The organism is Haloarcula marismortui ATCC 43049, from assembly GCF_000011085.1.
In the GTDB taxonomy this organism is placed as follows: Archaea; Halobacteriota; Halobacteria; order Halobacteriales; family Haloarculaceae; genus Haloarcula; species Haloarcula marismortui.
This window is the reverse complement of record NC_006395.1, coordinates 272513-284721: the sequence shown is the minus strand read 5'-3', so window position 1 is coordinate 284721 and position 12209 is coordinate 272513. Positions and strand designations below refer to the sequence as shown.

At 59.3% G+C, this 12209-nt stretch carries 12 protein-coding genes; 2 read left to right on the top strand and 10 right to left on the bottom strand.

Annotation, left to right across the window (positions count from 1 at the left end):
- Nucleotides 1-267: 267 nt before the first annotated feature.
- The 6 genes from RR_RS03485 to RR_RS03460 all read right to left on the bottom strand — a co-directional run bounded on the left by RR_RS03485 (nucleotide 268) and on the right by RR_RS03460 (nucleotide 5104).
- Nucleotides 268-1728 carry a carotenoid oxygenase family protein gene (locus RR_RS03485; protein WP_011222676.1) on the bottom strand — a complete coding sequence of 487 codons (1461 nt, stop codon included), beginning with the start codon at nucleotides 1726-1728 and terminating at the stop codon, nucleotides 268-270.
- 53 nt (nucleotides 1729-1781) lie between these two features.
- Nucleotides 1782-2771, bottom strand: a complete 990-nt coding sequence (locus RR_RS03480; RefSeq protein WP_011222675.1) for a DMT family transporter — start codon at nucleotides 2769-2771, stop codon at nucleotides 1782-1784.
- 306 nt (nucleotides 2772-3077) lie between these two features.
- Complete coding sequence (locus RR_RS03475) at nucleotides 3078-3347, bottom strand: DUF7571 family protein (protein WP_004965433.1); 270 nt, start codon at nucleotides 3345-3347, stop codon at nucleotides 3078-3080.
- Between the two features lie 125 nt (nucleotides 3348-3472).
- Nucleotides 3473-4090: a class I SAM-dependent methyltransferase gene (locus RR_RS03470; protein ID WP_004965434.1), complete on the bottom strand. Its 618-nt coding sequence runs from the start codon at nucleotides 4088-4090 to the stop codon at nucleotides 3473-3475.
- Between the two features lie 146 nt (nucleotides 4091-4236).
- On the bottom strand, nucleotides 4237-4449 hold the full coding sequence (locus RR_RS03465; protein ID WP_049938632.1) for an SHOCT domain-containing protein: 213 nt from the start codon (nucleotides 4447-4449) through the stop codon (nucleotides 4237-4239).
- Between the two features lie 220 nt (nucleotides 4450-4669).
- The gene (locus RR_RS03460; protein ID WP_007190609.1) at nucleotides 4670-5104 is read right to left on the bottom strand and encodes a pyridoxamine 5'-phosphate oxidase family protein; all 435 of its coding nucleotides are present in this window, start codon (nucleotides 5102-5104) and stop codon (nucleotides 4670-4672) included.
- Between the two features lie 102 nt (nucleotides 5105-5206).
- On the opposite strand from RR_RS03460, the gene RR_RS03455 reads away from it, so the two are divergent.
- Nucleotides 5207-7042, top strand: coding sequence for a bacteriohemerythrin (locus RR_RS03455; RefSeq protein ID WP_049938576.1), 1836 nt, complete (start codon nucleotides 5207-5209; stop codon nucleotides 7040-7042).
- A gap of 68 nt (nucleotides 7043-7110) precedes the next feature.
- On the opposite strand, the gene RR_RS03450 is transcribed toward RR_RS03455, so the two are convergent.
- The gene (locus RR_RS03450) at nucleotides 7111-7584 is read right to left on the bottom strand and encodes a hypothetical protein (RefSeq protein ID WP_004965445.1); all 474 of its coding nucleotides are present in this window, start codon (nucleotides 7582-7584) and stop codon (nucleotides 7111-7113) included.
- A 106-nt stretch (nucleotides 7585-7690) separates the two neighbouring features.
- On the opposite strand from RR_RS03450, the gene RR_RS03445 reads away from it, so the two are divergent.
- Nucleotides 7691-8461, top strand: coding sequence for a hypothetical protein (locus RR_RS03445; RefSeq protein WP_007190612.1), 771 nt, complete (start codon nucleotides 7691-7693; stop codon nucleotides 8459-8461).
- A gap of 209 nt (nucleotides 8462-8670) precedes the next feature.
- Here the strand turns inward: RR_RS03445 and RR_RS03440 are convergent, their stop codons facing one another.
- The 3 genes from RR_RS03440 to RR_RS03430 form a co-directional block, all read right to left on the bottom strand.
- Nucleotides 8671-9519, bottom strand: a complete 849-nt coding sequence (locus tag RR_RS03440; protein WP_011222672.1) for a hypothetical protein — start codon at nucleotides 9517-9519, stop codon at nucleotides 8671-8673.
- An 87-nt stretch (nucleotides 9520-9606) separates the two neighbouring features.
- On the bottom strand, nucleotides 9607-10533 hold the full coding sequence (locus RR_RS03435; RefSeq protein ID WP_007190613.1) for a hypothetical protein: 927 nt from the start codon (nucleotides 10531-10533) through the stop codon (nucleotides 9607-9609).
- 307 nt (nucleotides 10534-10840) lie between these two features.
- The gene (locus tag RR_RS03430; protein ID WP_049938574.1) at nucleotides 10841-12139 is read right to left on the bottom strand and encodes an amidohydrolase family protein; all 1299 of its coding nucleotides are present in this window, start codon (nucleotides 12137-12139) and stop codon (nucleotides 10841-10843) included.
- Between the last annotated feature and the right edge of the window lie 70 nt (nucleotides 12140-12209).

Below are 12209 nucleotides of genomic sequence, written 5' to 3'. Positions count from 1 at the left end.
GTTCACGACGCTCCGTCCAGTGTCCGTGACACCGACAGCCGGTGTGACGGTTCGGGGGTGTCAATCGATTCGTTCAGCATACTATTTAGGCCAGCCTAAATGGATAAAGCGTTTTCGAATTTTAGGCAAGCCGAACATCATGTCAACAGTTCGTATTCGTTGCCGGGACAAGATGGATGCAGCCTGACACGGATTGGTGGAGCGATGTACCGGTGCGTTCCTACCCAGTGGTCGAAGCTATCCAGACATAATCTCCAACCGTCCGTATCAGTCGTCGGCCGCCACCCGGAGCTCGGGGAAGTATCGGCCGTGGAAATCAAACGGGGCTGCGTGGGGGAGCGATGCGCTGGCGCGCTCCTCGAACGTCTGACCGTCGAGGACGAGTAGCCGGGACCGATCGGCGTCTGCATCCAGCGCAACGACTAGCACCACGCCGTCATCCTCGGTGTCGCCGTCGGGTGCAGGGACAAACACCGGCTCGCCGAAGTAGTCCCCTCCGTCGTCGAACGTCTCGACAGCGCCCGTGTCCGTGTCGAGTTTCAGCACGCGCCGGGCCCACTCGGTGACGGGAGTATCCATCCCCATCGCGTACACGTACCGGTGCGGACGACACCAGCGAGCCGGTGAGACGGTCGGCAGCGCACTGCCGTCAGGGTACAACATCTCGCGTGACACCGCCGCGTCGACGTCGCCGTAGCGAGGGGCACCGCTTCCGGTACCGAGGTCCACAGTGAACCGCTCGATGCGGCCGACGATAGCGCCCATCTCGCCTGCACGAAGGTTGTCCAGATATAGCGAGTCGATGGTCGTCGCGTCGGGTACTGTTTCGAGGTCGAACACCAGTTCCCTGCCCCCATCTCGCTCGAACGCGTTGACGTGGTGAAAGCCGAACACGGCGTCGATGACCGGCTCAGCGACGACGGTTCCCGTAGTCCGGTCCATGACGATGATTCGGGTTCCGCGGTCTGGTTCCCACTCGAACTGCTCGATAAACGGTGCCTGCCGGCCGGGCTTGAGAAACCGTCGCGGGTCGAGTCGGAGCGGGAACTCCGTCAGCACAACGTACCGCGGCGTGAGCGCGAAACTGTGCATATACGCCGGCTGGTCGGTGTCGACACTCCCAACGTGTCGCCGGGCCCCATCGGGTGACATGGCAGTGACGTGGTACTGGCTGGTCCGTCCGAACGCCGTGTCGACGTTCACGAGGACGCCGCTCGTCGGGTCGCGTTTGAGGTGGGCACAGGAGAGTTGCCCAGTCGGGACGCCGTCGTCGTGTTCGACGTGACCCGTCGTTTCGAGCGTATTCGGGTCGAAGCGCACTTTCCGGGGCGATTCGGTCAGGGCGACGTACTCACCACCGAACCGCTCGGCGATAATGTTCGTGTTGTCGTACGGGTCAGTCAGGAACGTCGCCAGCCGCGAGCGGAGCGTCGTCTCGCCGGTCGCAAAGCCGCCTTCGAACTCGCCGCTCGTCGCCGCCTCGTACGCGTCCGTCCGGAGGAAGCGGTTCCGATAGTACACGGCGTCACTGTCGGGGTCAAAGGTGAACCGGTACAGCATCGCGAACCCGTCGAACCAGTGGTCGACACTGCTACCGTTTGGGAGGGAGAACGCGCCGGGTCCGTTCCGGATGAGACTGCCACGGAGCCAGTCCGGGAGGTCACCGGTCACGGAGATGGATGCCGCCGTCTCGTCGTGTAGCGAGTGGAACCCAGGGTGGGAAGTCATACCGTTACAATGGGTGACAGCGGCTAAGGCCTGACGCCCATGCTATCAGGGCATCACTCTCGTGTCGTGTACGCGTTCCCGCTGACGACGACACAGTCGTCCTGTGGCCCGTACGGTCGGTACGACGGCGAGTCTGTCCGGCGACGGCGTAGCGACCGGAGTACGTCGGCTTTCACCCACGCGAAGCCGACCACGATTACGGCGAAGCCGGCGACGGTCACCGGGCCGAGTGTTTCACCAAGCAGGAGCCAGCCGCTGATGGCCGTTACTGCTGGTACCACGTAGGAGACCAGGCTGGTTTCAGCGGCCCCCACCGTGCTGATCAGTCGGAAGTAGAGGAGGAACCCGATTGCGCTGGCGACGATACCGAGATACGCGATCGCAGCTAGCTGTTCAAGCCCAACAGTGACGGTTCCGAGTTGCTCCGAGGGCAGCCCCGCGCTGACGGCGTGCAGGATGCCCGCACCGAGCAGCGTCATCCAGGCCTGCAGGCTCACGAGCGGGAGCGAACTGGTGTAGCGTTCGGTCAGGACTGCACCGACAGCGAAGGCGACAGCGGAACTGATGAGGAGGGCGACGCCGAGCAGGCGGCCGCCGACCGCTCCCGGTGTGGGGTTCGCAATAATAACCACACCGATGAACCCACAGACGGTGCCGATGAGTTCGTGCGGTCGAGCCCTGTAGCTCGGAATCAGTGTCGATGCGAACGCCGGCGTCACAACCGGCGTGAGACTGAGCAGGATTGCGCCGAAGGAACTCGGGACGTACTGCTGTCCAAGAAACAGGAGCGCGAAGTGTGCACCGATGAGGACAGTCCCGCCGATGAGAATCAGCGACCAGTCATCGCGGGTCTGTGGGCGCAGTGACCGGCCTCGCCAGAGGGCATAGCCAAGCAGGACGACTGCAGCGATGTCGTGTCGGACAGCTGCCAGCAGCACCGGCGGGACGCTTTCGAGACCAGTCTTGATCGCCACAAAGGAGAGTCCCCAGATGAGTGCAAGCGCAGCAAACAGCAAGCCGATATATCGTGTCGAGTGTGTCATTCCAGTAGAGAACAATCGTATGTGCTGGAGGAGTATGAAGCTTCTATCGCCACTGTGACGCACACACACGGCCTCTACGGCCCGGCCTGCTGTTCAGAAATTCTCGAAAACAGTGCGTATCCGCAGTGCTTTCGAAGCCAGTTGTACCGAGACGTATTGTTCTACTCTGGTCCGTAACACGGAGTTCTCATTCGGCCACCGAACAGTCTCTCGGTCCACTGTTAGTAATGTCAAAAACGAGGGTGATGCCCACGTCGGCAGTTCCGAGCGGATGCTCCGAGTCAGCATCCAGATGTATGGCCCGAGTCAGGTCGACACCGTGTCGAAATGCCAGCCCGGGTCGGTCCCGGTTTCGTCAATGTGCTCCGACCGGCACGCCGGACAGCAGTCAGGGACAGCAGTTTCAGACCGGGGAACGTACACCGCGCCGTCACATTCCACACAGGCGTCCGCGACGACTGTCACGCAGTCTGCACAGAGATTGAAGTCGTCGACTGTGAGGTCTCGCAGGGGTTCGAGTTGTTTGTCCAAGAGGTACTCGTCGATAGCCGCCTGACAGTTTTGGCACAGTTGCATAGCGATCCAATTTGATGCATGATACCGTGACACAAATAGTTGCTGCCCGGTTATCGATTGTGAATGTCCCGACGGGTAGCTGTTCGATTATGGAGTCGCCCAGAAGTGACAGATACCAATGCGGGCTACGGCGCACGGAACACGCGAATAGTGTCCCGAGAGGTGGGTTCTCGAATTAGTTGTGCGAACCCGAGCTCTGAGAACACCTGCTTCCAGTTGCGGTGATACAGTGGGAAATCGTCATCGACGTAGCTCACGTCAGTGTCTGCGCGTCCACGTTCGGGGCTGTTGCCTTCGTTTTCGGCGATTACGAGGAGGTCGCCGGCAATACGGGCGATTTCTTCGAACACCCATGCGTCGTCCGGGTGGATGTGCTGGAGCGTCTCAACCGAATAGACGACATCGAAGGCATCGTCCTCGAACTCAGTAACAATGTCTTCGAGGGCACCGGTGTGGAACGTCCCCGAATCCGCGAGCCGCGGGTAGTGCTCAGCCATCACGTCAAAGGATTCGTCGTTGATGTCGATACCAGTGAGATTCCCGTATCCGCTGGTCTGCAGGTGTGCCAGATGGCGGCCCGAGCCACAGCCCAGTTCGATGATTCGGGCGTCGTCGTGGACGTAGTGGTCGAGCACGTTGACCAGTGTCTCACTCACCTCATTCGGTCCGAGTTCGGCGTAGTACGCCGGCGAGAACTTCCCGGAACGGGAGGCCCAGTCGTCTCGAACGTCGTCCGGGTCCATACCCACCGTACACCGTTGTAGAATAAATGTACCACGAAGTGCGTGTCAGGCAGTCGTGGGCGCAAGCAGGGTGACACAGTTTACGCTGCTACGGGTGACGCTCCTTCCGCCAACTAACAGCGGCTGAAAACTGCCAGTGTCGTGGCCTATGACTCGTGCTGGAGCAAGCGGTCAGCCCGCGTTTCAAGTTCGCTCTCGTCAATCTCACCGGATGCGTACTGCTGTTTAAGCGTTTCCAGTGAATCCGGCTCAACCGTCGCCTCGCGCTGTAGCTGCACGTACAGCAGGCCCCCTATCGCCACAACAGCGATGATGAACGCTGCGAGCAGCAGCCACCAACCGACCGGAGTCGTGCCCATACCCATTCCCCCACCGTGGGGCCCCATCGGTCCGTGCTGGAGTAGCGCAGTTGTTGGCGGTAGCATCTGGAACACCTCTGTTTGTAGATACGGGCCTCACAACATAATTACGTGCGCTGGTTCCCGAGAAGTGAGAACACAAGCCGCGACGCGGAGCAGCGAATACAGCGCTCCAGAGGAGTTCGATACCCGCTGCTGTTAGTGGATTGCAACACCGGTTTCACCCGACTCGGAATTCACGTCCATACCAGTCGTCGATTCGAAGTTCGTACGGCGTCGTCGTCGATGTGTCGTCCCAGCTGACTGGGTTCGGGGCGAACTGTGTGTTGCTGGCCAGCGAGGCAAGGGCCGGTTCTACCTCGCCGTACGTCGTCTCTACCAGCTCACCCGTGACCACGACGCTTCGCCAGACCGATTTGGGCTCGGTTTCCTCGTACACCATGAACCCGACGGTGGCGTCCGCGGTCAGATACCGGTGTTTCTGGCTATCGTCGCTCTCTGACAGGTGAAACGCAAGGCTATCCGTCGCCGGGTCGTACCCGAACGCGACCGGGAACGGATACGGGGCCGCCCCCGTCGGGCCGGACAGCGCCAGCACGCCGATTCCGTTGTCAGTGAGGACATCAACGACCGCTTCGTCACGTAATTCTCGCATCCCGGATGCAACGTTATCTGGCAACTACTTGGAGAGCAGACCGCATTTTCATTCGGTGAGAACGTGAGAGTTGCTTTTCAAATAATGGGTAACAGAACAGGTATGGGCACAGATTCGACAGGGGAGTTCGCCGAGTGGGATGACGAACGGTACAGCACGAATATCGAGCGGTTCGATGAACAGCACAAGCGCCTGTTCGGGCTGCTGAACGACCTCCACACGGCGATGAACGAGGGCCATTCCGAGGAGGAGGTTGGTGACATTCTCCGGGAACTTGAACGCTACACGGAGTACCATTTCGGTGACGAGGAAGAGTTCATGCAGAACTGTGGCTACGCCATGGACTGCAGCGACTGTTTCTACAATCACCGTGAGATGCACGAAGAGTTCGCCGACAAGGTGCAAGAACTCCGCGAGAAACACGAAAACGGGGAGTACGTCACGATGGAGGTCCTGACAGTTGCCCGGGACTGGCTCGATGCGCACATCGCCGCCGGCGACGAGGACCAGAACTACGCTGACTACTTCCAGACAGAGGTCAGTGACGACTACGAGTACGAACCCGGGCAGCTCTATCATGACCGGACGGCATCAGAAGACCCCGTCCCAGTTGATCGCCAGAGCGAGGACGCCGGTGTGCGCCTCGACAGCGACATCTACGACGGAGCCTCGCTTTCGGTCCCGGACGGGTCAGTAGCGTCCTGGTTCGAAGACATCGTTTCGGACCACGGGGACCGGACCGCGGCGCTCGTCCGAGATGACGGCGAGTTCGTCGAACGGAGTTTCGAAGAGTTGGCCGAGCGGGCGAAGGCAGTTGCGGGCGGCCTCCTATCGACGGAACTGCGCCCCGGGGACCGACTGGCAATCAGAGCACAGTCCCAATACGAGTGGTCCGTGCTCGACCTGGCCTGTCACTTCGCCGGGCTGGTCCCGGTTGCACTCTACCCGTCCGCGAGCGACGACCGGGCAGCCCAGATTATCGAGCGGACCGGCGCAACCGGACTCGTGGCAGCGGGAGACGTGGCCGACGACCTCGCGATGGCCGTCGAAACCGTGCTCGATTTCGAGGACTTACCGACTGCTGAGGCGAGAGTGCTGCCCGGTCTGCAGACGGACGGTGACGAGGTTGCGACAGTCGCGTTTGACGTGGCTTCCCCCGCAGAGAAGGCCGGCTGTGCGCTGACACATCGAAATCTTCTGGCGGCAGCAGAGAGCCTCCGCGAGGCGCTTCCTACCGGTCCCGGAGCGACCGGGACCTGTTCGCTTCCGCTGGCACACATCTATCAGCGTGTTTCGACATACTACCTCTGGGCGACCGGGAGTGCCGTCGCATACCTCGGGGCCGAGGAGTTTGTCGACCAACTCGCGGCTGTTGAGCCGGAGGTGCTCGTCGGTGTCCCGAAGATGTACCAGCAGCTCTACGGGACGATACAGGACCGTCTGGGTGACATGGGCTGGATGAAACGGAAGGTCGGCGGTCGAGTGGCGTCCTACGGAGAGGGTATCGTCGAAGGCCAGGGAACGCCGCTGAAATACAGAGCCGCCAACCGGCTCGTGTACAAGCCGCTGCGGCAAGAAGCGGGGTTATCAAACCTCACCTACGCTCTCTCCGGGACTGGCCGACTCGACGACCATCTGCTGTACTTCTTCCGGGGGCTTGGCGTTCCGGTATGCGAGCTATACGGTTCGGTCGGAACAACCGGTGTCGGCGCACTGAACCCGGCAGAATCCTTCGTCCAGGGGTCGATTGGCGACCCAATGCCGGGCGTTGAAATCGCTGTCTCCGAAAACAGAGAACTATTGATCCGTGGGCCAACCGTCCTCGGTGGGTTCCTCGACGACGGCCAGACTGGCTCACAAACGCTTCGGGACGACTGGTATCACACCGGCGAAGTCGGTGAGGTGGGGCCGGACGGCACGCTGTCGGTCGGCGAGTGAGCGCCGTCAGGCGGGCAGTAAACACCCCGGTTACCGTTCAGCCAAAGAGGATTGCGCTTCAACTCAGGTCAGACGATCCGAGACCCGAGTGCGACGAGTGGCACGAGGACGAGTAGATACGCAGCCGCCGAAATCGCCCAGTCCCGTCGGATATCCGCCATCCGAGCCGACGGCAGTCGGGAACGTGGGAGCACGACAAAGACAAAGAAGCCGACCATCAGCGAATAGAGGACCGCAGCAGCGACGACTGTCGCGAGTATTGACTGGCCACCGAGAAGGCCTTCGCTGGTGAGAAGCATCCAGACGAACAACGGCCCAGTCAACCAGCCAGCGATGTAATGGACGACGTTCGCAAGCCGACCCGGCGCGTCGGCTGGAACACTGTTTGTTAACACACCGGAGGCAATGAACGGCGGTGTTTCGCCTTCCGGCAGTCTGGCCATTACCAGATCCATCACAACCGTCGCGGCGACAGCGGCAACCACCCCGATAACAAACCGAAATGACACCGTAAGCGCCGTAACAAGAGGTACCGACTCCATGTACCACTGAGAGGGCGGGGCTGTATTCTGTCTGACGGTTCAGGCCGACTGTGATACCGATTTGTTGGGTGCGAAAGCCTGTCAGGGCGTACCCCGTAAGGGCTTCATGCGCACACAGGATGCAGGACACCGAGCGGCAGCAGTCGCTGCTATCGCTGACCGCGATTATCGGCGGGCTGGAGACGAATACACGCGGGCTGGGTGGCGTGTTCTCTCGGACCCGCGAGAAGGCATTGAGCCGTTCGGTGCTGACGAGAAGGGCTGGGTCGGTGACGGGCTTCAGTACCTCGCAACAAGCGCGGTCTGTTACCGTGTCGCCGGAAACGACACACGCGCCACCCGTCGTGGCGTCGAGGGCGTCGCCGTGGCCAAGGATTTGACCAACGGGCTCGAGCATCCGGTTCAGCACGCTTGTCTCGATGAGTTCGTCGCGGATTTCCGAACCGTTGCAGGGCTCGACGGTGTCGAGGCGGCGTACCGCGAGGCGGAATCAGCCTACAAAGACGCTGGAAGTGCTATTGACAACCCGCAGGCGTGGGGGACGACGCCGCTGTTCGAGTCCGCTGCAACGCTCATCCAGCAGGTCGCCCGTGGCCCCGCCAACGGCGAAATCGCTCTTCCCTGGGAAGACCTCCATGGCACAGACCCGGGCGACCCCGGCAGGTTCCTCGCACAGCGAGCCGTCGTCAAACGCCAGCGGTTCCCAAGTCTTATTCAGCAGGTCATTAACGACGGCTTCCTTGCGACCCCTCGGGGGACGACGGAGTACGACACCGACCACCACCGCTGCCCACACTGTGGCTCGACAGATGTGAACTGGGTCGCAGAGAGCGTTGTGTGCCTTCGATGTTCCCGTCCAACAGACGAGACCAGCTAATACGCAGTATCTGTTTTCAAAGTAGGGCAAGATATTAGCACTGTGGGACTATATTTCGACAATCCGGCTACAAATATGACTTGTAGAAGGCTATCTTGGCTATTTCTCTCTTGTTTTAATATCACTTCGTCTATCTAAGTCGTGTGTGAGCTTACTCAGACTGTGAAGAACTGAAGTCGAAAGATATCTATGCAGACCAATTGCGCTGGTCACGTTGTCGGTTCAGTCGACTCGGGTAGTGACTCCGAGTCGGTACGGGCTTGGATTAGAAGTCGCCGATTAACAATGTGATCGACAACGGTAGTGCTATCGAGAATTTCCGTCTCACTGTCGTGGGTTTCTGGGTCGCCGGTGTACCGTCGTATCTTGAACGAATCCATTGCGTTTCGGTTCTCTGAGACTGGTTCGATAACTTCGAGGTACTCACCGGTGGTGGTGTTGCGATAGGTTTCGCCCGTGGCAAAGCCGACAACGGGGACATCCGCAGGCCACTGCCATGAGAACTGCCGAAGATACTGGTCGAACTGCCAGACGAGATGTGCCGGGTCAAGATCGGCATCAAGCGCTCCCACAGCGGCGGAATCGAGTGTCCGGTCCCAGTAGTCCACGACACACTTCTTGAGGTCGTCTTGCAGACAGTCCTCAACCAGTTTCTGCTCGATCGGATAACCGATTTCGATGGCAACGATAGCGTGTCGGTCAAGATGGGTGAGACAGCGCTGGCATTCGATCTCGAACACGGACAGGCCAAGTGGGTTATCCGCAGTCAAGTGCGCCAGTTCGTTTCCGCAATTGGGACACCAGAGAAACAACACCCCGTTGTCTGCACCGGACAGTTCACCGAGCACAGTCAGGTCATCAAACGCAGTGTCAGGTTCATTCGTCCAAGACTCGGATATCGACTCCGGAGCGGCCTCTGCGGCATCATCCGCGTATTTGGCCAACTTTCGGTCTTTCAGTAGTGACTTGATAACCGAATCGTGCGAGGAGTGCGACTCCGTGTCACGTATCTTCTCTATCTGTTCTTTTGTCCAATCACGTACGCGGATAGTTGCCATTTGCCACACATTCAAACCAAGCTGCAAAAACGGTTTCCTTTTATAATGATGGTTAACCTTCGCGCACAATCACCACGTAGAGGGCCGTTAATGACTGGCAGCAGAGATACGCCGCTTGATTTCGGCGTTCGAGACACGTATCTGGTTGGCTGCCAGTCGATGAGTGACGAGGTCGAGGAGGTCCAGTTCTGACAGTAGTCTCCGTGCATGTGTCTGGCTCAGATCGAGACGCTGGGTCACCTCGTCCAGAGAGTTGGACTGGGTAACAGTCTGAGCGAGCTGGGCCACGGTCACGTCCTGAGAGATACCGAGTCCATCCGCAACAAGGTTGTCGTCGCTGTCCTGCGAGTCAGCCTCGGCAAGCAGGTCAGCGACAGATCTGGCACCCAGTCCGTCCGGTTCTTCGGGTTGACTGTTGTCGCTCACCCTGTCGTCAGAAGGGTCTGACCCGGCATCGGGACCTGCATCGGTGTCAGTATCGGACTCTGCCTGCACGTCTGCAAGACTGAGTCCGCCTGCCTGTGGCGTCGTGTCCGTCGGGTCGTGGATATCGTACTCCACCATATACCGGCGCACAGTTTCGGAAGTCACGTCGGCATCAAGCGCCTCGGTCATCTCCGGGAACGTATCGCAGGCATCGTATGCTGCCTGGAGTGCCTCAGGGTCCTTGTACGCTGGCACGGAATCCGACTGCGAGAGGGTTTCCGCCAGTTCGTTGGACGTGTCCCCCTGATCGCCTGATGGGACCGGTATGTTGGTTCCAACAGGGACGGTAACCGTCACGTCAATCTCGATCCGTTTATCAATCACATCAAACTCCTCAGCGTCGACGGAGACGTCATCATGTATCGATACGCCACCGAATACCGGCGTCGCGAGCGTCAGGTCGGCACTGATCTCGTCGTTATCCGCGGTTGTCTGGCCCCTGACTGAAACCGATTTGACCTCAGTGTCAGACGAATCTAGGCATTCGAGTACCTGCGTGAACGTCTCAAAGGCGTCACTAACTACCATATGTCATCCACGCTCACAGTCCCACTATTACATACGGGAAGCGGAGAAATTTGCCACAATGGACGAAAGAGACAGATTTGGTCCCTCGACCACGCTACAGTCAAAATACCGTGTGTACAGAATGTGCACATTGACTGCGATAGCGAAATATTGCCTGCCATTTTACACCCTTAGAGTGTGAATAAAATTGCGTTCATAGACTGCACTTTCCAGAATGTACCAGCAGATTATATTTACACCCTTAGGGTGTATATCAGTAGGACCCCCAGTAACAGCGAATTGAAACCATCTCCGTTTGGTGACCGCCCTACAGTCGTTCCCAGAGTTCGGCACTGGCATCGCCGACAGCAGTCATGTCCGAGTCATCGACGCCAGTGACGCCTGATTGCTGGTCGTAGACAGACTCTCCGTCGATTATCGTCCGGGTAACGTCCGCACGGCTTGCAGCGCTGACGACGTAGTAGGGTGCACTCCCGTCCAGCACCGGGTTCGGCCCCAGATCCAGCGTGACAAAATCACCGCGTTTGCCGACCTCGATACTGCCGACAGCGTCATCCATCCCCAGCACCGCCGCACTGCCGATTGTCGCCCATTCGAGGGCGGTGGCCATGTCGAAGCCGCTCGGGTTGCGCTGCTTGAGTTTGTGGATACCGACGGCTGAACGCATGGTCTCGAACATATCCGGATCCCACCCGTCGTCACCGAGCCCGATTGTCATTTCGTGGGCTTGCATCGTTTCGACATCGGCGATACCGACGGCGTTGTTGATATTGGAATAGGGATTGTGAGCAACGTTAACGTCGTGTTCTGCAAGTACTTCGATTTCGGACTCGGTGGAATGGACGCAGTGGGCAGCGATGACCTCAGCATCGAAAAAGCCCATGTCTTCGAGCGCGAACACCGGTCGTTCCCCGTAGTCGGCGATGGATTCGTGAACGTCGACCAGTCCCTCTTCAAGATGGATCTGGATGGGACGGTTGTCATCGGTAGCCCGGTCGACACACTCCGCAACGATGTCTTCGGTGTTGGTAAACAGCGTGTGGAGGCAGTAGTGGCCGGACACGGTGTCGTACTGGTCCTCCGCTTCGTCGATGAACCGCTGATTCTCCGCGATTCCATCTCTGGCCTGGGCTTCGGAGTTTCGGGCTGTCGTCTCGAACGTAATCATCCCGCGGATCGGTGTCTGTGCGACACCCTCTGCGACGGCGTCGAGACCGCCCGGCAGCGTGTTTGGCCCGGAGTAGTTGTCACAGAAGGTGGTGACGCCGCTCTGAAGCATCTCGACAGAGGAACCCAGTGCGGACAGGCGAGCGTCACGTTCGGTAAACGCCTCGTCGACGTTCCACCAGATGTCGACGAGCGCTTCGTAGAAACTCTCAGGTGACGCAGCGAGCGGCGCGCCGCGAATCGGGAGTGCGTACATGTGGGTATGACAGTTCACCAACCCCGGGATGACAACTTCCTCGGTGGCGTCAACAACCTCGTCGCCCGAGGCGTACCCGTCCTCGATAGCGACGATTTCACCGTCCTCGACAACGACATGTACCTCTGACCGGACCGTGCGCTCATCGTCCATCGTGATGAGCGTCCCTGCGTTCAGTATCACAGGTTGGGGGATATCAGCAACTGACTAAAAGCTACTCCGCCCCAGAACAGCCTTAGCAGCCACTCTCTCA

Bases quoted from the DNA above. Each gene is read 5' to 3' on its own strand.
- RR_RS03485 (WP_011222676.1), bottom strand. From the start codon at position 1,728: ATGACTTCCCACCCTGGGTTCCACTCGCTACACGACGAGACGGCGGCA.
- RR_RS03435 (WP_007190613.1), bottom strand. From the start codon at position 10,533: ATGGTAGTTAGTGACGCCTTTGAGACGTTCACGCAGGTACTCGAATGC.
- RR_RS03460 (WP_007190609.1), bottom strand. From the start codon at position 5,104: ATGCGAGAATTACGTGACGAAGCGGTCGTTGATGTCCTCACTGACAAC.
- RR_RS03445 (WP_007190612.1), top strand. From the start codon at position 7,691: ATGCGCACACAGGATGCAGGACACCGAGCGGCAGCAGTCGCTGCTATC.
- RR_RS03475 (WP_004965433.1), bottom strand. From the start codon at position 3,347: ATGCAACTGTGCCAAAACTGTCAGGCGGCTATCGACGAGTACCTCTTG.
- RR_RS03465 (WP_049938632.1), bottom strand. From the start codon at position 4,449: ATGGGCACGACTCCGGTCGGTTGGTGGCTGCTGCTCGCAGCGTTCATC.
- RR_RS03450 (WP_004965445.1), bottom strand. From the start codon at position 7,584: ATGGAGTCGGTACCTCTTGTTACGGCGCTTACGGTGTCATTTCGGTTT.
- RR_RS03480 (WP_011222675.1), bottom strand. From the start codon at position 2,771: ATGACACACTCGACACGATATATCGGCTTGCTGTTTGCTGCGCTTGCA.
- RR_RS03455 (WP_049938576.1), top strand. From the start codon at position 5,207: ATGGGCACAGATTCGACAGGGGAGTTCGCCGAGTGGGATGACGAACGG.
- RR_RS03470 (WP_004965434.1), bottom strand. From the start codon at position 4,090: ATGGACCCGGACGACGTTCGAGACGACTGGGCCTCCCGTTCCGGGAAG.
- RR_RS03440 (WP_011222672.1), bottom strand. From the start codon at position 9,519: ATGGCAACTATCCGCGTACGTGATTGGACAAAAGAACAGATAGAGAAG.